The organism is Leptospira noguchii serovar Panama str. CZ214 (assembly GCF_000306255.2).
GTDB lineage: Bacteria > Spirochaetota > Leptospiria > Leptospirales > Leptospiraceae > Leptospira > Leptospira noguchii.
In genome coordinates this window covers 19,821-38,681 of sequence record NZ_AKWY02000006.1, presented here as the reverse complement: position 1 = coordinate 38,681, position 18,861 = coordinate 19,821, and the positions used below count along the sequence as shown (strand labels likewise).

The following is an 18,861-nucleotide window of genomic DNA, read 5'->3' as shown; positions in this document are numbered from 1 at the left end:
AAACTCAGCAAAACGCTTTCCTATGGGGCGCGTTTTAGGTCGTTCAACAAATTGTGTTCTATTGAAATTAAAGACAATATGTTTATCATGTTTCCTTTATACAATTGATTGACCAGAGTGGAGAATTCCGGTCCAGCTGCTGTGGCGAACCGAATTTGCCTTGATTTTCTTACGTCTAAATCAAGTTAATCTAGAGTTTATTTTTCAATAAATCTTGTAAAAAGAGTTAACCTCCTTTTGCCATTAAATATTTTTCCATAAACTCTGTAATATCCTTTATGTTTCTATTGATCATCTTTCTAAGTTCAGGAGGAATGTTTTGAGATTTAATCACTCGATAATAGTTTAACGCATTTTTCAGCATTTTTCTTCTCGCAAACTCTTGTGCTTTGACAAGCATAGGTTTATATTTATAATATGAGTATTCCATAATACTATAATTCTTAGAAAGTTTAAACGCGTGAGGAATCTTATCAAAATCGTAAGTAAGAGTTAGAAACGGAGCATCATCCACTTCGGGAGGTTTTAATTCCAATATCCCATGGATCATTCTAGGCTCTTCTTCTTTAGGTCCCCCTGCCGATTCATCTCCTCCACTTCCAGTTTCTTCCTCTGCATCCTCACCCAGAGGTTCAAGCCCCCCTTCTAGAACCTCTATTTCGGGCGTCTCGTCCGCGGCAGTTGAATCCGAAGAAGCTGGAGCAAGATGAGGAATTTCAGGAGTTGTTTCGCCCGTCTTCTGATATTCTGGATCAGGAAGACCTATTTTAGGAAGTTCTAATGGTGTAGGTACTTTTTCCGGAGTCTCCGAAGTTGTAGGAGTTTCCAGTCGAATCTCTCCCGACGGCGGTGCGGAACTAGGAGCTTGAGAAGTTTTTTCTTCTTCTGGACGTAGGGTTTTATCCTGTGGATCCGGAAGTCGGATCGGTACTAATTCGATTTTAGGAAGAACTGGAGCTAAAAATGGAGGTAGTTGTTCATTTCGAACGGGCGCTTCTGTCCAATCAAAGTCCGCCGACTCTTGTGCCTCAAAATCCTCGTCCTCTCTTTCTCTTTTTTTTTGTTCCTCTTTTTGTTTGAGATATTCATCTCTAAGTTTAAAAAGATCTTCTTTTCTTCGATCTTCACCTTGTCTTCGATCCTTTCGATTGGAACCAGTACGTCTGTCCGTTCCGGATCTACGGCCCTCTCCTGTTCGGCGATCAACTAAGGGCAGATCCTTAAATTTTTCCCACTCTTCCGAAAAGAAAGTATCATCCGGAAGATCCATTGCATTTGGTTCAGAATAAGACTGTGGATATGTTCCCGCACCTCCTCCTCCGCCTGAAGAAGCTGGACTTCCCGCACCTCCTCCTCCGCCTGAAGAAGCTGGACTTCCCGCACCGCCTACTCCGCCTGAAGAAGCTGGACTTCCCGCACCGCCTACTCCGCCTGAAGAAGCTGGACTTCCCGCACCGCCTACTCCGCCTGAAGAAGCTGGACTTCCAACACCTCCTCCGCCTGAAGAAGCTGGACTTCCCGCACCGCCTGCTCCGCCTGAAGAAGCTGGACTTCCAACACCTCCTCCGCCTGAAAAAGCTGGACTTCCCGCACCGCCTGCTCCGCCTGAAGAAAAACTTTCTTTATTGATAGTAGTTCCTGGACTAGGAAGAGGAATATGTTCCTCCGGAGGTAATGGACTCACGATCTGATAGGAAACCGGACCTTCGGGTGTTGTAGGAGGACCTGGAATGGCACCTGGATCCCAAGGAGAAAGTGGAATAGAAATTGGATTCGAAAATCCTTTGGCAATAGTGTCGCCTAACGATTCACTGATGTCTTTAATTGCTCGAACCAGATCACCTAAAGGAATCGGAGGTCCGTCATAGTGATCTGGACGATAGACTTCATCCTCGTCGCTTTCAAGATGGTCTTGAATCTGATCAATATTCTCCTGAATCTTGTTTTGAATTTCTTCATCTGGAATACGAGTTTTAGTTCTTTTATAAATTTCTAATGCACCGTTGAAACTTTCTTTATCAACGAGAGCTTCCGCATTGATTAAAGGACGACGATGATTTGCAAATTTAGAATTATTGCGAATGATATCGTCTACTTTGTTTTTCAGATTTAGCTTAGGCTTTTTACGAAGTCCTGGAAATTCTTCTTTATGTTTTTGAGGATCTTCCTTACCGGTTTTAGATTCTCTTTCCGATAAAGATTGTTGAACCTTCCCACTCTGGGGATCGACAGGAATTTCTTTTCCTCTATCACTTCTAAGATTGGAATCAGTGCGAGTTTCATCGCCTGATGTTTTTGCAGAAGATTTCCCAGGATCAGAATCTTTTGGAGTGGGTTTATCTTTAAATAAAGTATAAGCCCCCTGCTCCGGCGGATAAAAGACCTAACATGAATAAGAGGAGTGTTGTCATGGGAAGAAGCTACTGTTCTAAAAATCGACCAAACCAGATGCCAATCTTAAACCCGTTCGAACTTCTTTTTGTAATTGACGTCATGGATGTATAGTATATTCCTGACTTATGAAAGCTTCGGTTCGGGCAAACTTAAGTTTTGGATCCAGTCCAGACAATCCGGACGGACTTCAATTGAAAATCACCTTTGACGAAGATACTCAGTCCGCATACGGTGATTTCACTTGTCCGGAAAAGTTCCAAGGTCAACCGGATGTAATTCATCCGGGAATTATATCTACGATCTTAGACGAAATCATGGTAAAAATCAACGAAGCCATGAATTTTAAAACAACTACTGGTGAACTTACCATTCGTTTTCTACAACCTGCATTCGTCAATCAACCTCTCCATTTACGCGGATGGTTTGTTAAAAAGAACAAGAAAGTGATTGAAAACAGAGCAGAAATTGAAAACGAAATCGGAAAAATCGTAGCTCGTGGTAAAGGCAAATACATCGAAGTAGACGATTAAAATCACACCTCGTAATCAAACCGCCGATGTGGTGAAACTGGTAGACGCAGTGGATTCAAAATCCACCGGAGGCAACTCTGTGTCGGTTCGAGTCCGACCATCGGCAAAATTTTAGAATTTCAAAACAACCGACAAACAACTCTATGTCGCTTCAAGTCGCCCCATCAGGCAAAATTTTAGAATTTCAAAACAACCGACAAACAACTCTATGTCGCTTCAAGTCGCCCCATCAGGCAAAATTTTAGTATTTCAAAACAACCGACAAACAACTCTATGTGTCGCTTCAAGTCGCTCCATCAGGCAAAATTGAAACAACATAAATAGGACTCGAAGCGAGTTTTGGTAAAGTATTTCAAGCTCTCGTAAAAAGCGAAGAAATACTACTTCCAAGGCACGGATGTATCCAGAAGACAAAGCGAGACACCGTGGAGCCAAATTTAGCCAACCGCTACAATTTATTTCTAAAAAAGGAATCTGCAAATTTCCACACAAATTGAAAACCAAAAAAATAAATTCATAAATCTTTATAAACCACAGATCATCGTCTGCGAGATCTCCAACAAATAGTCCTTAGTAATTTAAGAATTCTGAATATTCATTAGTTCATTCAATTTTTTTAATAATCTAAATTAGCTATAAAATTTTTCTTTTTTTTATACAGAGCTTATGTTAGTCAAAAAAGTTTCTGTCAAACTTCCAATAATGATCTTAAAATTTCGAAATCGGTTTTGTAAGATCAAAAAATACTCATCATTGATAATCTTAGAATATTCACTTTATACATAACTAATGTAAATTCGGTATAACCAATGCAAAAGTGATGATTATGTTGTGCCTAAAACACGATTCATAGAGAGCATTTTGCTGAATTTGAACAAACATGTGCGTGACTTGAGTTTCAATGGTCGTTCTGCATGTCGATGCTTAAGATCGGTATTCAAAAAGCCGTTGCATTGAGTTTTTTTATTGCCAAGATTTCCTACGTCAAACTCACGTTAGCACAATCACCAAATTGCGGTTATATACCAAAATTTTTAATAACAGACAATTACTTTCTAATTTTTAGAAATAAATCTAAAATTTAATTTTAAATCTCCGAAACAGAGCGTTATGTGGTCTCAATTTTTGATTTTAAAATTTAAAACCAAGTTATAGTTATGCGCTTGACAAAATTGAATCTCCAACTTAGAATTCGCATTCTTTAAACTTGGAGGACAAAAATGAAACAGTTTTATAGTATAATTGTCATGATCGCATTATACTTGTTAGTTGGATGTACAAATGAAGGAGGGAATGAAAATTATTCTAATACCCTTGCAGCTATTTCCACCAAACAATTATTAGATATCGTCTCAGATCAGAACTCAAAATCTTCGAATCTAATTCTCGAATTTCCTACATTGTATGTAGATTCTATTTCTGGAAATGACGTTACAAATACAGGAACACAATCCGCTCCGTTTCGTTCAATTACGAAAGCGATTCTGACCGCTAAAGCAAAGAGCATTCAAATCATCGCGGTTGCACCAGGCACTTATGACGCTTCGGTTGGAGAAACCTTCCCGATCGTCATTCCAGAAGGAGTCAATTTATACGGAGACTTCAACGGCAAAGGTTTGATCGGAGGCTCTTCTTCTCTTTATGCAGGACCGCCAGGAACAACTCCTAAAACGGGAATTACTTTGATTTCCGGAAATGGCCCTGATACTTCTGGTTACCATAACGTAACCTTGAAATTGAACAATAGCAGTCAAGTTTCTGGATTTAAGATTACCAATCCCAAACCGTTCGACAACACGGTATATTCCACAACGGTTTTGTTATATAACACCAATTCAGCGAAGGTAAAATCAAACACGATCGAAGGAATTTTAGGTGGAAATGGAATCAACATAACTACTTATAGCTCGCCGGACTCTGGGGGAAATATTATTTCCGGAAACTCGATTCTCTCTAATTACAATGGAATTGCAGATTCAACCATGAGTGTAAACAAGAACAATAAAGTAGAAAAGAATATTATCATCCAGAACAACGTGGGAATCAGAAGCAACTACGTGAAATTGGATTTAGGTCAAGGTTCAACTGGAAGTGCTGGTGAAAATATATTTTCCTGTAATCATCATCAGGACGTATACGTTGGCACTGCAGCCAGCGGACAAACTCTGTATGCACTGAACAACGCTTGGGATCATATGCCACCCACAACCTCTAATAGTTATTCTGGTTATGGAACTGACATCGTAAATTCGAATTACGGAACAATCGTATATTACGCGGGAGGAAGTGTGACTTCGGAAGCATGTAATTAAATTGTAATCCCTTCTCTCATTTTATATCATTTATAAATGAGAGAAGGGATTCATCTTTCTATTTCAAGGTTTATTCGGTCTCTTACTATTGCCAAACTTTCGATGAAAACATTCTCACTCGGTTTTTTATAAGTAGTAAAATGAATGTCTAAACCAAAGTGCAATTTAAAAAGGCTTCACTTTACCTAAAAACAAACTTAGATAGAGTAGAATAAAACCATCTCAAAAATACTTTATCTTTGCTTAAAATGTAGATTAGAGTTGTTGAAAAATCCCATAGTGACGATCAATAAAACTGCTTCAATGGACCGTTTCCATGAAACAGAAACTAAGTGGCGAATTAATTTTTCAACAACTCTATTGTGATTATTTTAAGATATTTTTGAGATAGCAGCTTGTAAATAGAATCAAATAAATTCTAAATTAATAATATGCTTTGTTCGCAAATATCCTTGTAAAAATCGGATTTCTATCCTTACTTGCAATCAACTCTGTTATACAACAAATTAAAACCACAAAAGCGAGTACAAAAGAAATTCCCATTTCACCTTGAAAACCTAGAACGGAAATATGTGAACCGATTGCCCCCACCATAATAATTGTCGCAATCATCGCCCCTAACCAACTCGTCTGTGGAATCAATAATAAACATACTACACCCAATTCAAAAAAACCAACCACATAACGACCAAACGGTTCCGCGTCCAAAGCTGCAAACGTCGCAATAGAACGTTCCGAACCGGAAAGTTTAAAATAAAAAGCAGGTATTAAGATCACAACTGCTACGATTCGCGCCGTCCAATCAAAAATTTTTTTCATCATAAACGCTACCCCCACTTTAAGATCTTAATTGTAACCATTTTAAAAAATACTCGCAAGGATTTTTTAGAAAAACGTAAAATCATAAACTTTAAAATGAATTCTTTTTTCGTTAGATAGAATTGTTGAAAAATTCCATAGTCCAGATTAACAAAACTGCTTCAATTGACCGTTTCCATAAAATAGAAATTAAGTGGCGATTCATTTTTCAATAATTCTAATATTTATCAAAATTTGAATCAGAACTTAAAAGCAAAACTAAATTAGCACAATCCATTCTAAAGATCCAATAAAAACGGTTTTTTCCTTTGAAACAAATTGCAAGATTCAAAAATGATTAATTTTAAGATTTCGCGACAAAATCAAAACTAACATAAATTTTAGAATCTATCTTAATTCAATTTTAGTTTATGATTATTTTTTAATGCGTTTTCAAAAAAATCAGCTTCAATTTGATCGATCGAAGTTAAAATCAATTTCATTTCCAGATCGGAAAGTCCCTGAAATAGTTCTTGACCTTTTTGTAATATTCTAAGCCCAAGACGTATTCCTTCCACCTCTTCGGGAGTATAAGTTTTTGGTTTGTTTTCCATCTTGTGGACAATCGTATTCATCATAAAAACGATCTTGTTTAAAAGTTCTCTGTTGGAAAGCGTTTCGAAAAGTTTCACTATATCCTTTCTAAATTGATCTGCTTCTTTTTTAGGAATTTTAGAAAGAATTCTATCAAAAACAAAAGAATCTTCTGGATCATTTCCCAATCTTAACTCTTCCTTTGTAAATTCGAACATCAAAGTTTCGAAATGTCTTGCAGTAAGATATGAATGTAACGCCGCAAAACCGGTTTTAAATGCAGCTCCTAAATGTCTTCCAAAACCCCAAACCGCAGTTCCCAAAGAACCAATCAAACCGAAAACCTTAGAAGGACTATGTACAAATCCAGAGAGAGAATGAAATGCAGCATCCAATAAAACCCTACCTTCATATTCTGGATAAAGCAGTTCTAAAAAATACTTTAGTAAAGTATCAATAACGGATCTTGGAACCACTTTCAATTCCGGGTAACGTTCCAAATTGGAAATAGAATATCTTCTAATTAAAGAGGACCTATAGGCTCGAATTAAAATCGGAAAATCCGGATCTTGAAGAAAGTTTTCCATATAACCGGAAGAATCGAGTTCTTTCGCTTAGAGTAAACTATAAAAAAATAGAAACCTTAAAAATGAAAATAAAATGTTTTTAATACGCCATAACACATTTTTTAAGGTTTAAAACCAGCTAAGAACTGTAAGGTGGTGTTAGCTGGCATCGGCTTACTATAAAAGTAACCCTGCCCTTTATCACAACCTTGTTGTTTCATCAGTTCTCCTACTTCTGCCGTCTCGATTCCTTCCGCGACAACCGTCATTCCTAGTTTATGGCCAAGATCGATCGCGGCTTGACAGATAAAAAGAGCTTCCTTATCATATGGAGCTACACTCACAAAAGACCGATCTATCTTAAGTTCTGTAAACGGATAACGATGGATTTGTTTTAACGAAGAATAACCGATTCCAAAATCGTCCACAGAAAGTCCAATTCCTCGAATCCGAATCCTGGTAAGAATATCCAGAGTAGAAGTCATATTTTCCAATAACTGAGTTTCAGTGACTTCGACAATTAACTGATTGTTTTTTAAACCAAAATTTTCAATCATCTTAGCAATGGTTTCCGGAAGAATTAATTTGTTCATACTCACCGGAGAAACGTTAACCGCAACTGCAATTCCCGGAAATTGTTTATTCCAAATTGAACACTGAGCTAGAGCCTGTAGAATTAATTTTTCGGTCATCGCATCCATCAAACTAGGATACGATTCCAAAGTTGGAATAAAAACGTCCGGAAAAACCAAACCTCTTTTCGGGTGAGACCAACGAACCAATGACTCAAAACCAGAAACGGTTCCAGTTTTAAAATTGATTTTAGGCTGATAAAAAAGTACAAACTGATTTTCTCGAATTCCCTGTTCGATTTCTTCCGGACCGATTACGGAAGAAGTCTGCTCATGAGTCGCTCTATTTCCAGCTGTAAAAGAATGAGTAGATTCGTTTTTTTGCTCAGAGAGCAACCCTGTAAGCAATTTCTGATATTCCCGAATTCGAATCGGCTTTTCAAGAACTCCTGAAATTTTTAATCCATATTGAATCGCAAGTGCTTCTGCACTTTGCAAAACCCTTCGATCGGCCCCACTGATTAAAATGACAGAAACAGAAAATTTTTTCCCAGATAACATCCGTAAGACGTCCACCCCATCTACGTCCGGAATCATAAGATCCAAAATGATATATTGAGTTTTTTCGTTTAACTTTTCGAAAAACACTCCGGCCTCGTGGGTGATCGTAACTTCAAAACCGCATTGTCTGGCTAGATCACCGAGGATACCCGCAATTTCTTCCTCGTCGTCCAGAATCAGTAGGTTGGGTAATGTGATCTGATTCATGAATAGCTAAATTATAATATACCGAAATGATTCTCAAGAGATTTTCGAGAAATGGGCCAGGGAATTGAAGTAGAATTTTCCAAATCGACTAAAGAAGAAAAATAAAAAAATTTTACTTTCAAATCAGAACCCTGCATCTTCATTACAATCTCTTTCCATCTAGAAAAACTTTCCTGCCAAGTTTGTGAAAGTAATATAGTTTCGGATTGTATCTTAGAAAGATTGGATTCGAAAACGTTGAGATCCTTAAAACGAAGAACTCGATACCCCAATCTCTGAAAAAGATAAGACGTTCTACTTGAAAATTCCCCTTCATCTGAAAAATAAAAAATTGTTTTTTTAGAAGATTCTATATTTATAAAATACGAACTTGATTTCGGATCTTCTATTGGAAGACATACATAAAAATCAGAACCCACACCCAAATGAGATTCAAACCCAATCCTGCCCCCACTTCTTTTTACAAAACCAAAAGCCATAGGAAGCCCTAATCCAGAATTTTTTCCTTTTTGTTTTGTAGTAAAAAAAGGTTCAAAAATTCTATCGGTTACACTCAAATCTATACCTTTCCCGTTATCCGCCACTCTCAGTAAAAAATAGTTTCCTTCTTTTAATCCAAGAAATTTATTTTTAGAATTTAGAACAATCGTATCGGTCTCGATCAAAATCTTTCCTCCTGGCTCTGAAATGGCTTCATTTGCATTTTGTAATAAATTCATAATACAATTTGCAAATTCAGTTTGATCGATTTTACAAAAAATCTCTTGTGAACCCGGATCAAAAACAAACTGAACGTTCTCTGAAAAAATGTTTTTAGATTTTTCCAAAAAATCAGCTATAAACAGATTTGGATTTAGTATTTCCGGATATAAGGATTGTTTTCTAGAAAAGTTTAATAATTTCTTATTTACTTCCGCGCCTCGTAAAACAGCGTTTTGTGCAGATTGAATTCTATTTAAAACCTCTGGTTGATCCTTACATTTCATTTCTAAAATATCTAAATTGGCGACAATGATATTTAGAATATTATTAAAATCGTGTGCGACTCCTCCGGAAAATTGGGATATAATTTCCATCTTTAAAAGAAAAATATCAACATCCGATTTCGGATCCTCTTTTTCTTTTAAAGCGTCAAAGAAAGTTTTTGCAAGAATAAACGCAGAAAGATTTTTTTTCTCGATATGTCCCCGAAATCCTTCCTCATTTGCAATCCTTTCTATTTCTTCTTTAGAAATCCCGGAAATTAAAACCGCGGTAACAGAACCAGCTACTTTGCGGATCTCATTCAAAATTTCTACTCCGGTTTGTGTGCCTAAAAAATGATCGATCACATAGATTGTATATTTCGAAGGATCTTTTTCTAAATCTACAGACAGACTCGGAAAATCTTTAAAACGTGTAACGTTATATTTCGGAAACGGAATTTCCCCCAAATATTCTTGAAAAAGAATCGCATCTTCTTCATCGTCTTCAATCAAACAAATTGAAATCTCATCTTTAAACAACTGGAAGCTCCACGATTTCAAGCCAGTATTTTCCGAGAGCCTGAATCGTTTCTAAAAAAGCTTCAAATTCGACAGGTTTTCGAATAAACGAATTGGCTCCTAAGTCGTAAGTTTTAAACATATCTTCTTCCTCTCTGGAAGTGGTTAAAACAATGACCGGAATTTTTTTTAACTCCGGCATAGACTTGATCGTTTTCAAAGCCTCTCTTCCGTCCATTCTAGGCATATTCAAATCCAATAAAATGATTCCAGGTTTAGGATATTTTAGAATATCAGAATATTCTCCTTCATTTTGAAGGAATTCAAATAACTCTTCTCCGTCTTTTACAAAATGAAGAGGATTAGCTAAATTATTCTCTCGAAAACCATCTTTCATTAACAAACGGTCGTCTGGATCGTCTTCTGCAACGAGTATATGAATTGTTTTTTGATTTTTAATTTCCCCTTTCATAATTTAATCCTACTTAAGTTCACCCGGAAAATCCAAATAAAACGTGGAACCTTTCCGAATTGTACTCTTGGCGTAAATTTTACCTCCATGAAGTTCTATAATTTTTTTACAAACAGCAAGACCAATTCCGTTTCCTTCATAATCCTCTCGGCCGTGTAATCTTTGAAAGATAGTAAATATTTTATCTTTATGTTTTTTATCAAAACCGATTCCGTTATCCGAAAAACTAATTTGAATCCAGTTTGATTTGGTTGGATGCGGAATACATTGAACTACCACCTCGGGCCTTTCACTTCGATTAAATTTAATTCCGTTTTTGATCAAATTCTGAAACACGGTTCCCATTTGAGAAGGATCACACCAAGCATAACCAAGTTTAGAATCTATCACGTTCGCATTTCTTTCTTTGATATAAATTTCTAAATCTCCGATTACGTCTTTTAAAACGCCGCTTAAATCCAAAAACTGGAACGGTTTGGATTTACTTTTAATTCTGGAATAAGATAAAAGACCTTCGATTAAATTAGATAATCTGCATGCAGAAGAATACATTCTCTGCAGATAGTCCATAGACTCCGAATCTAAATTAGAATTCTTTTTTAAAAGTCTATCTCCAAATGCCATGATCTTTCTCAAAGGTTCTTGTAGATCATGAGAGGCAATAAAAGCAAAATCTTCCAGATCGGTGTTTGAACGTTGTAATTCTTTTGTCAGATTTTCTAGTTTGAGCTGAGTATCCTGAATTTCAGTAATATCCTTACCAGAAGCATAAACGAGTCCGTGTTCAGGAGAGGCAATTGTTTTCCAAAGGATAGTCTTCGTCTGCCCTTGTTTGGTTATATATCTAAGAGAAAAAGAAAGATTTCTTTTATATTCTCGAACATCTCTGAGAGCGTCTAACATTTTATTTCGATCTTCTACATGGACTATATCAGCGCGATTAAACTTTTTTAACTCTTCAAGAGAATAACCTAACACTTCCTCCCAAGCCTGATTCTGCTCTATAACCTGTCCGTCTAAAGTAGAAATCTGAAACAAATCCCCGGACAATTTGAAAAAATGATCTTTTTCCTCTTCGGATTCCTTGTTTTTAAATAAAACACCCACTTGATCGGCAATCAATTCAAACATTTGAATATAAGAATTTACTAAATCTATCTCTATCTGCGTAAAAAATTCTAAAACATAGGCTTCGTGTCCTGTTTGTAAAGGAATTGCAATCCAAGAACGAATTCCATTTTGAACTGCGATGCTAGTACGTTTAAAATCTTTTTCTTTCTGAACGTCTTTTACAAAACGAATTTTTTTAGTAGAAAAAACTTTCCCGATCGTGCCCTCTCCTGGAGAAAATTTTTTTTCAAAACAGGCTATTCTATGTTGTAAAAAACTCGCATCGGTCGAATACCAGGGCGAATTCTCTTCTAAAATGATTTCTCCTTTTTGAAACCTCCAAGTTTGAGCAAAACTCCAAGAAGTACCTTTGCAAATCGTTTCAAAAAGAATTTCGAAAGATTGTTTTACACTCGAAGCCTTTGGAATTTTTAATGTGACTTCTTTAAGTATATTTTGTTCCGTTTCCCTTCTTCTTTTCTCGGTAATATCTTGGAAAAATACGGATATTCCTTCTTCAAAAGGAAAAATTCTATATTCTATTACGTTCCCGGTTTCTGGGACTTTATAATCGAAAACGAGTGGTTTTTTTGTTTGAACCGCGTGTTCATATCTGTTCTTGAAAAATCGAGATGTAGATCCTGAAAATAAATCCCAAATATTTCTGCCGATCAGTTCTTCTTGAGTTTTTCCTAATGTAATTAAAGACTGCTGATTTGCGGAAATAAATTTCCAATCTTTGGAAAGAGCAAAATATCGATCCGACATACTTTCTATGATGGACTGTTTTTCGGCTCTACTTTGTTTTAAAGCGTAGGAAGTTTCTATCGTTTCGGAAACGTCCGTCAAAATCACGAGTACCGCAAAAGAATCCCTAAACGAAATCCGGTTCGTAGTAATTTTCACATAAAGAAATTTTTTATCTTTTCTCCAATGTCTCCAAATCCCTCTGGATCGAATCCCTAAATCCTGTGCAAAATTTTGAATGACTATTTCCATATCCGCACGATCTTCTTCCGGACGAATGTCCAAAAGATTCATTTCTGAAAATTCTTTTCTGGAAAATCCGTATAAATAAAGCGCGGCGTCGTTTACTGCAAGAAAACGTAAGGTAGATGGGTGAAATAAAAACGCAGGTTCAGGAAGTTTATAAAAAATGGATTCTACATCCGGTCTTTCGTCATCACCTTCCTTTGCCAAAATTTCAAAAGTATACAACCTATAAGACACACCTCTTCTTCGAAAGACTGTTTTCCAAAAAAAACGTAGTATATGCTCTTTCGTAAAAAGTGTATCGAAATATTCAGAGTCCTGAATATGTTTTAATAGAATTTTTTCCGTAAAATCCGCATAGTTACGAATCTTTCCGTGAAGATGAAATAAAAAAGAAGGAAACGTTCCCGGTTTCTGGTTAAATCCTTTAAATTCCCAAAAACGAATACATTCTTTGGAAAGTCGGATTTTTCCAGAAGGACGTTCTTCGAGTATGCATATTTGATCTTGGAAAGAGGAAAATCTATCAGAAAATTCCTCCAAGGATTTTGTTTCCGTGGGTTGCATAAGATTCGCCGAAGATGGACAATTCTATATTCTTCGTCGAAATGATTTCAATTAAAAAATGAGAATTTACGAAATTAGTTTTTTCTTAATTTCGTTTTTCCAAATATGAATTTTTTTTCTTCCGGTTTCGTATCCTATCTCGTATAATTTCTGAAACTGATCCCAATCAAAAGTAGAATACCCTCCTACCGGCAGTTCTATGTATAAATCCGAGTCGTTTCGAGTTCGGTTTTGGTTGTTCTTGCTAGACAACATCAAAGAACGCATCATAATTTCTGCAAATCCGGTATACTTTGTTTTTAAAGTTTTTCGTTTTAGATGATGAAATAAAAGATTAAAAAAGGAAGGGGCTTCCCCTAAATACTGAGGCCCAAGTAAATTATGATACATTTCGTCTTTATCGATTTGTCCTCCTCCACCTAAATCGACTGAAATCAAAATTCCAGCACCTCTTTCTTTCAAAATGGAACCCGGAAGGTTATCGAGCAATCCACCATCCACAAACAATTCCCCTTTTTCCGCAAAAGGAGGGAAGACCCCAGGAATGGAAGTGCTGGATCGAACCGCCTTCCACAAAAGTCCTCTGTCAAAAACTTTTCTTTCCGCCTTGGTTAAGTTACAGGCGATCGCATAAAAAGGAATCGGAAGAGTTTCTATACTTCTGTCTTTAAAAAATTCATGAATCGCTTGAGAATATCTTTTTCCCCTGACTAAAGATACAAATGGAAACGTAAAATCTCCGAGTAAATTTCGATCCAACCAAAAATTTCGTATCAAAGGTAGAATGTCCGAAGAGTCCAGTCCCATCGCAAACAAACCACCCATAATCGCACCCGCGCTCGTTCCGGAAATCATATCCACCGGAATTTCGTTTTCTTCGAAACATTTTAAAAGACCTAGATGTGCAAAACCTTTTGCACCTCCTCCGGAAAGTGCAACTCCGATACTTTTACCAGTAAGCCTTCTAGACAATCTTCCAAAATCTACATCAATCCCTCTACGAATAATAGAATGAGTAATCGAAGTAAATTTTTTTAAAATAGATTCTATCTTTTTCCAATCTATAAAATCGGAATCGATCAAGAACACTAATTCTTTCTGGATCGTTTCGGGTAACATGGAATTTATTTCTTCGGAGTAGGATGGAAAAGGTAGAGTTGGATCGATCAAAACTAAAATACGATCCGATTGGCGAAAACAGGTTTCTCTCCAACCCGGATTCTGCATATCCGTTTTAAATATAAGTTTATCATAATATTTTTCTAGATCGTAGAACCAATTTACTAAATCCCCAATCCGATATGTATCCCCTTTTTTTACAGGGCTTTTTTTATTTTTAAAAGAATTATAATCTACTAATATTGTTTTTCCAAAATTTTTAAGACCTCTTTGAAGCGAATGATAAAATTCGTCTGGACTTTCTTGAAAATTTAAAGGAAAAACAGAAACGGTTTTGACGGATTTAGACTTTCTATAAACCTGATTTCTTTCCGTTCCCAATCGATGTGCTATGGTTCCAGTAATTTGAAAAAGAGCCTCCGGAGAATTAGCAAAACATTTACGAAAATCTTCTCTGGAAATCCGTACAACTTGACTGGTTCTCAAAGCGGCTACGGTAGCGGACCTTTTATCTCCGCTTAACAAGGACATTTCTCCTAATATATCTCCTTTTCCGAGTTCTCCTTCTGCTAAAATTTCTTCGTCTTCGGAACGAACCGTCCAAGACAATCTACCCGATACTAAGATATACATAGAATCACCAGAATCTCCTTGTTTAAGTAAAACCTCTCCTCCTGGAATCACGAGCCATTCCATCCTGGATTCTAATTTAGAAAGAGTGGACTTATCTAAACGAAATAAAAGTTCAACGGAAGATAAAAATGACATCAGTTCTTTTTTAGAAGGTCTGAGTTTAGAAACGTGAAAAAGATGATTTTCCTGATTTAAATCCTCGATCCATTTTTTCCAATTCGGAAGTTTAGAAACGATCCGATTCAATTCGTCCGGAAGTATATAAAGAATTTCTGAAATTCCAGAATGCGATATTTTATCTGGTTGAAATAAAAAATAATCTCCCGGAAATAGTTCCCTAAGAACCAGATCTTTTTCCTTTGTATTGAGTAAAGTTTCCTCTAATTTTCCAGAAAGTACGAGACACACAGAACCAGGAAGAACATTCAAAGACAAAATATTAGAATTCCATTGTATGAGGTTTAAGTGTTTTGCTACGATTTCTTCCTCTTTTGTATTTCTCCACGTAGGAAACTTAGAAGACGTTTTAGAATAAAAATACTTCAATCGTTTTAAATGTTTCGTTTTGGAAGTAAGTCGATCCATATTCTTTAATAGACGTTCTATTTTTCAGCGATTATAGACTTCTATGTCGCACTACATCAAGGTTTTTATTTTTTAACCCTAAAGAAACGTGAGTTCGGCATAAAGAATTCATTTTTCTGAAAAAAATTGGGAATTTGAACTTTACAGATCAATTCCTAAAATGTGGACTACCGCAAATCACGATTTTACAAACAAATTCTAAAATTGTAGGAGTACATATTTTTAGAAAATTCTTTCTTCTTCGCCAAACTTACGTTAAGAAACATCTATTAATGAATTTTTTATTGGTTGGTGATCGCAAAACGGCGATTTAGCGCAAAAATTAGTTTTTGTGATCATTGTTTTAGATTTGATAAGGTTTCTTTTATAAAAAGGAAAATCTTTCTAAATTCGGATCTACGTTTTATTTTTTTATTTGAATAAAACTCAAATTCTCAGAATCAGATCTGCCCAAAAACAAATTCGAGTTACTTTTTTTCGTCTCTTTTTATTCAAACAAATGCATTTTTGCTAATACTTGGAGCTAATGTGGGAACTATTACAAATTAAGATTTTGCAGTTCAATCTCGAAAGTGTGGGAACTATTACAAATTAAGATTTTGCAGTTCAATCCTGAAAATGTGGGAACTATTACAAAATCCGAACTTTGCAGTTCAATCCTGAAAATGTGGGAACTATTACAAATTAAGATTTTGCAGTTCAATCCTGAAAATGTGGGAACTATTACAAAATCCGAACTTTGCAGTTCGATCCTGAAAATGTGGGAACTATTACTTTTTCTTAAACGCCAAAACCATCTTACTTAAAAAACGAATCGATTCCGAAAAAAGATTCCCATTTATAAATTCATTTTCACAGAATCGCTATTCTCTTTTTAAAATCGGTCCGTTTTTAAGTTTAAAATTTTTTTCAAGTTTGTTCGCAAAACTCGGTTCTAAGTTACACCGAGTTTTCGATCTTATAGACCTTAATTGGTTGAGACTTTCCTTTTACAGTGACTTCGTCCAAAAAGGAGTGTGTAAAACGACTAGGGTCTCTCAAAGAAGCAATCGTAACCTCGCTCACAATGATCGAACATTTGAATTGTTTTGTCAGACCTTCAATTCTAGACGCAAGATTCACACTATCCCCGATCACTGTACCTTCCATACGATTTTCGTGACCTATAATTCCTAACATCAAATGACCCGTATGAATTCCTATACCAATATCAATTGGATCTTGATTTTCTTTCTGTCTAAGTTCATTGAATTGTTTAAGCGCTTTCATCATTGCTAAAGACGCTTCCACGGCATTTTCTGCGCGAGCAGGAAAGATAGCCATAATTGCATCCCCGATAAACTTATCAATAAAACCGTTATGTTCTTTAATTACAGGAGCAATCATTCCTAAATAATTATTGATAAACTGAAAGTTTTCGCTCGGAGTCATCTTTTCGGAAATTGTAGTAAAACCGCGGATGTCCGAAAACATCACAGTCATCAAACCTTCCGTTTGATCGGCCAACTGGGTTTCTAAAATCGATTTTTTACTAAGAAGAGAAAGAAGTTCCTTTGGCACAAATCGACTGTAAGCTTCCGACAATTGTTGTTGAGTGTAATACGCAGCTGCGTTTTCAATGGCCACTGCAATCTGATTTCCCACTACGCTTAAAATTACTTCATCCAAAAGTTTAAAAGCGTTCATCTCTGCACTTTCAACCGCAAAAACTCCGAGCAACTTGTCTTTAACAAGCAGTGGAATTGCGATTTGACTTTTTGCATCTTTCAAACCGGGAAGTTCAATCTGTTTTTCTTCCCTTCCCATAGATTGACCAATCTGTCCCGCATAACGCATCTGAGTCGTAATTCCGACCATACGCATGATTTTTTTTCTTTTAGCGACCACACCAATCACGCCTTGGCCAAATTCAACCTTGGCACCCACACCACCTTGCTCGTAACCGCGGCTCGCTTTTACACTCAGAGTCTCCGTGCCTTCTTCCACCATCAAAATCATAGCGTGTTTGAAACCGAAAACTTCATCCATCACCTTCATGATTCGTTCAAAGATCTGCTCCAAATCAAGAGTATTGAGAATTTCGGCCGAAATGGACTGAATGATCTCTACTTCTCTTGTCTTTCGATGAAGTTTCTGATTGAGTTCCTCGATTCCTTTCTGGTTCTCTACAAATTGTTTTTTAAAATCCTCAACATCTTGATTATCGGACACGATTAAGACTCCTTAGCTTCTGTAAATTTCCGAACGGAACGTATTTCGAAAATATCCGCCGCTTTGAGTTTAAATACGTCACTCATACCGGACATAGAAGCAATCGCTTCTAACTGCATTTCCATTGCGTCGAAAAGTTCCCCTTCGGTTTCCGTTCTTTTATAATAAATATCAATCAGCCAAGGCTCTAAATTTTCTGGGTTTAAAACTTGAATAATCGCATATTTATTTTCCGTAACATTCTTATGTGTTTTACCGAAAAATTGATTCGATATTGCCAAATGATCCGAATCTACCTGATACACCTGACTTACGATCGTGGCGTTCGGAATTCCGTCCTTGGAACAAGTGACCATAATACTCGGAACAATACCTTGCAAACAAGGTTGTAATTCTTCTGGGATCATTTCAATTTTTCTCCTGCTTTAATTCCGGGTGATTGATCGAAAAGTTCTGATAATTCAAACTTAACCGCAACCGAGGGATGAATGATATATTTATTCCAACCTTCTCCCGCTTTAGGACCGAAAAAAAGAGCGCTATTTTCCGCACCCGATTCTCGAACAGTTTTCATCAATTCGTAATCCGCTTCCGTACAATCTTTGATTTCCTGCACGATTCCTTTATACTGACGTGTTTTAAAATTAGCCATGTGAGCAACGGTTACTGCAATGAGTTTATTATCGTTTATGTCCTTCAAACAGGGTTCGAAGATTACCTTTGGAACCATTACCGTCATAAATTTTTGATCTTCACTCATTCGAACCCCAAATGCACGTGCAAAGTGAGGTTTTAATTCAGCGTCTCTTGTAGCAATACTGATCGATAGGGGTCCAACCAGATCACCCATTTCTTCTTGGGTCAAACTCATATATTCTAAGCCTCCGATAAAAAAACAAATTTAGATTTCATTTCAATGGTTCTAAAAGAGGAGAGTGAAATTTTTTAAAACCGTACAGACGATCAACAAAAAACCGATTCGAATTTTGAATTACAAATTTTCGATATACTCACTCGTTTTTAGGGCCAAACAAATCCATCCTGAACTTGAAAATAGATTCGTAAATAGGATAAAATCGAATTCGCTTTTTTTTGGCAAAATTTTATTCTTAAAAAGAAACCGTTGGAAATTTCTTTTTAGGATATTCGAATC

Annotated in this window: 12 protein-coding genes, 1 tRNA gene and 1 pseudogene; 3 read left to right on the top strand and 11 right to left on the bottom strand. The window is 36.4% G+C overall.

Annotated features, from left to right (window positions below; translation table 11 throughout):
* Positions 1 to 226 precede the first annotated feature (226 nt).
* Positions 227 to 2,411 (bottom strand): annotated as a pseudogene (locus tag LEP1GSC059_RS03315) (hypothetical protein).
* 108 nt (positions 2,412 to 2,519) lie between these two features.
* On the opposite strand from LEP1GSC059_RS03315, the gene LEP1GSC059_RS03310 reads away from it, so the two are divergent.
* The 3 genes from LEP1GSC059_RS03310 to LEP1GSC059_RS03300 all read left to right on the top strand — a co-directional run bounded on the left by LEP1GSC059_RS03310 (position 2,520) and on the right by LEP1GSC059_RS03300 (position 5,236).
* Positions 2,520 to 2,924 carry a PaaI family thioesterase gene (locus LEP1GSC059_RS03310; RefSeq protein WP_000648186.1) on the top strand — a complete coding sequence of 135 codons (405 nt, stop codon included), beginning with the start codon at positions 2,520 to 2,522 and terminating at the stop codon, positions 2,922 to 2,924.
* A 22-nt stretch (positions 2,925 to 2,946) separates the two neighbouring features.
* Positions 2,947 to 3,030 (top strand) — tRNA-Leu (locus tag LEP1GSC059_RS03305).
* Between the two features lie 1,114 nt (positions 3,031 to 4,144).
* On the top strand, positions 4,145 to 5,236 hold the full coding sequence (locus tag LEP1GSC059_RS03300; RefSeq protein ID WP_036056965.1) for an LIC10774 family surface protein: 1,092 nt from the start codon (positions 4,145 to 4,147) through the stop codon (positions 5,234 to 5,236).
* Between the two features lie 423 nt (positions 5,237 to 5,659).
* On the opposite strand, the gene LEP1GSC059_RS03295 is transcribed toward LEP1GSC059_RS03300, so the two are convergent.
* From LEP1GSC059_RS03295 to LEP1GSC059_RS03240, 10 genes are all read right to left on the bottom strand, one after another.
* Positions 5,660 to 6,058, bottom strand: a complete 399-nt coding sequence (locus LEP1GSC059_RS03295) for a MauE/DoxX family redox-associated membrane protein (RefSeq protein WP_002178520.1) — start codon at positions 6,056 to 6,058, stop codon at positions 5,660 to 5,662.
* A 389-nt stretch (positions 6,059 to 6,447) separates the two neighbouring features.
* On the bottom strand, positions 6,448 to 7,215 hold the full coding sequence (locus tag LEP1GSC059_RS03290) for a hypothetical protein (RefSeq protein ID WP_017214553.1): 768 nt from the start codon (positions 7,213 to 7,215) through the stop codon (positions 6,448 to 6,450).
* 101 nt (positions 7,216 to 7,316) lie between these two features.
* The gene (locus tag LEP1GSC059_RS03285; protein WP_017214552.1) at positions 7,317 to 8,534 is read right to left on the bottom strand and encodes an EAL domain-containing response regulator; all 1,218 of its coding nucleotides are present in this window, start codon (positions 8,532 to 8,534) and stop codon (positions 7,317 to 7,319) included.
* Between the two features lie 11 nt (positions 8,535 to 8,545).
* Positions 8,546 to 10,039 carry a hybrid sensor histidine kinase/response regulator gene (locus LEP1GSC059_RS03280; RefSeq protein ID WP_020980282.1) on the bottom strand — a complete coding sequence of 498 codons (1,494 nt, stop codon included), beginning with the start codon at positions 10,037 to 10,039 and terminating at the stop codon, positions 8,546 to 8,548.
* Positions 10,032 to 10,490: a response regulator gene (locus tag LEP1GSC059_RS03275; RefSeq protein ID WP_020980281.1), complete on the bottom strand. Its 459-nt coding sequence runs from the start codon at positions 10,488 to 10,490 to the stop codon at positions 10,032 to 10,034. The genes LEP1GSC059_RS03280 and LEP1GSC059_RS03275 overlap by 8 nt, the downstream gene beginning before the upstream one ends.
* A gap of 9 nt (positions 10,491 to 10,499) precedes the next feature.
* Positions 10,500 to 13,160 carry a PAS domain S-box protein gene (locus LEP1GSC059_RS03270; RefSeq protein ID WP_017214551.1) on the bottom strand — a complete coding sequence of 887 codons (2,661 nt, stop codon included), beginning with the start codon at positions 13,158 to 13,160 and terminating at the stop codon, positions 10,500 to 10,502.
* Between the two features lie 66 nt (positions 13,161 to 13,226).
* The gene (locus LEP1GSC059_RS03265; RefSeq protein ID WP_020980286.1) at positions 13,227 to 15,497 is read right to left on the bottom strand and encodes a patatin-like phospholipase family protein; all 2,271 of its coding nucleotides are present in this window, start codon (positions 15,495 to 15,497) and stop codon (positions 13,227 to 13,229) included.
* Between the two features lie 939 nt (positions 15,498 to 16,436).
* Positions 16,437 to 17,708 (bottom strand): adenylate/guanylate cyclase domain-containing protein, encoded by a 1,272-nt coding sequence (locus tag LEP1GSC059_RS03250; protein WP_002178563.1) that lies wholly within the window; start codon positions 17,706 to 17,708, stop codon positions 16,437 to 16,439.
* A 2-nt stretch (positions 17,709 to 17,710) separates the two neighbouring features.
* Positions 17,711 to 18,115 carry a pyridoxamine 5'-phosphate oxidase family protein gene (locus LEP1GSC059_RS03245; RefSeq protein WP_002178700.1) on the bottom strand — a complete coding sequence of 135 codons (405 nt, stop codon included), beginning with the start codon at positions 18,113 to 18,115 and terminating at the stop codon, positions 17,711 to 17,713.
* Positions 18,112 to 18,579 carry a hypothetical protein gene (locus LEP1GSC059_RS03240; RefSeq protein ID WP_002178773.1) on the bottom strand — a complete coding sequence of 156 codons (468 nt, stop codon included), beginning with the start codon at positions 18,577 to 18,579 and terminating at the stop codon, positions 18,112 to 18,114. The genes LEP1GSC059_RS03245 and LEP1GSC059_RS03240 overlap by 4 nt, the downstream gene beginning before the upstream one ends.
* Positions 18,580 to 18,861: the final 282 nt, after the last annotated feature.

Excerpts from the sequence above, each read along its gene's own strand:
- LEP1GSC059_RS03310 (WP_000648186.1), top strand. The coding sequence starts at position 2,520 with ATGAAAGCTTCGGTTCGGGCAAACTTAAGTTTTGGATCCAGTCCAGAC.
- LEP1GSC059_RS03300 (WP_036056965.1), top strand. The coding sequence starts at position 4,145 with ATGAAACAGTTTTATAGTATAATTGTCATGATCGCATTATACTTGTTA.
- LEP1GSC059_RS03270 (WP_017214551.1), bottom strand. The coding sequence starts at position 13,160 with ATGCAACCCACGGAAACAAAATCCTTGGAGGAATTTTCTGATAGATTT.
- LEP1GSC059_RS03240 (WP_002178773.1), bottom strand. The coding sequence starts at position 18,579 with ATGAGTTTGACCCAAGAAGAAATGGGTGATCTGGTTGGACCCCTATCG.
- LEP1GSC059_RS03275 (WP_020980281.1), bottom strand. The coding sequence starts at position 10,490 with ATGAAAGGGGAAATTAAAAATCAAAAAACAATTCATATACTCGTTGCA.
- LEP1GSC059_RS03290 (WP_017214553.1), bottom strand. The coding sequence starts at position 7,215 with ATGGAAAACTTTCTTCAAGATCCGGATTTTCCGATTTTAATTCGAGCC.
- LEP1GSC059_RS03245 (WP_002178700.1), bottom strand. The coding sequence starts at position 18,115 with ATGATCCCAGAAGAATTACAACCTTGTTTGCAAGGTATTGTTCCGAGT.
- LEP1GSC059_RS03285 (WP_017214552.1), bottom strand. The coding sequence starts at position 8,534 with ATGAATCAGATCACATTACCCAACCTACTGATTCTGGACGACGAGGAA.
- LEP1GSC059_RS03265 (WP_020980286.1), bottom strand. The coding sequence starts at position 15,497 with ATGGATCGACTTACTTCCAAAACGAAACATTTAAAACGATTGAAGTAT.
- LEP1GSC059_RS03295 (WP_002178520.1), bottom strand. The coding sequence starts at position 6,058 with ATGATGAAAAAAATTTTTGATTGGACGGCGCGAATCGTAGCAGTTGTG.